General features: G+C 65.1%; 1 protein-coding gene. It reads left to right on the top strand.

Going from position 1 to position 819, the window contains the following annotated elements; translation table 11 throughout:
- Window positions 1-2: 2 nt before the first annotated feature.
- Window positions 3-819, top strand: an 817-nt coding sequence (gene sucD / locus D473_RS0123795) for a succinate--CoA ligase subunit alpha (RefSeq protein ID WP_017611539.1), incomplete at its 3' end; no start/stop codon positions are given.

Here is an 819-nt window from a genome sequence, read left to right as displayed (position 1 = left end):
CCATGGCTATCTTCCTGAACAAGGACAGCAAGGTGCTGGTCCAGGGCATGACCGGCTCTGAGGGCACCAAGCACACCCGTCGCATGCTGGCCTCCGGCACGAACATCGTCGGGGGCGTGAACCCGCGCAAGGCGGGTCAGAGCGTGGACATCGACGGCACCGGTGTGCCGGTCTTCGGCTCGGTGGCCGAGGGCATGGAGGCCACCGGCGCGGACGTGAGCGTGATCTTCGTTCCGCCGAAGTTCACCAAGAGCGCCGTCATCGAGGCGATCGACGCCGAGATCGGTCTGGCCGTGGTCATCACCGAGGGCATTCCGGTGCACGACACGGCTGCTTTCTGGTCCCATGCCGGGGCCAAGGGGCACAAGACCCGCATCGTGGGTCCCAACTGCCCGGGTCTGATCACGCCGGGTGAGTCCAACGCGGGCATCATTCCGGCCGACATCACCAAGCCCGGCCGGATCGGTCTGGTGTCCAAGTCCGGGACCCTGACCTATCAGATGATGTATGAGCTGCGGGACATCGGTTTCTCCACGGCTGTGGGTATCGGTGGCGATCCGATCATCGGTACCACGCACATCGATGCGTTGAAGGCGTTCCAGGAGGACCCCGACACCGACGTCATCGTGATGATCGGTGAGATCGGTGGTGACGCCGAGGAGCGTGCGGCCGATTTCGTCAAGGAGAACGTGACCAAGCCGGTGGTGGGCTACGTCGCGGGCTTCACCGCTCCGGAGGGCAAGACCATGGGCCATGCGGGCGCCATCGTCTCCGGTTCCTCCGGTACGGCCTCGGCCAAGAAGGAGGCTCTGGAGGCTG

Source organism: Nocardiopsis xinjiangensis YIM 90004 (assembly GCF_000341145.1).
Lineage (GTDB): Bacteria > Actinomycetota > Actinomycetes > Streptosporangiales > Streptosporangiaceae > Nocardiopsis > Nocardiopsis xinjiangensis.
The sequence above is the reverse complement of the archived record's forward strand: the minus strand, read 5'-3'. Positions and strand labels throughout refer to the sequence as shown.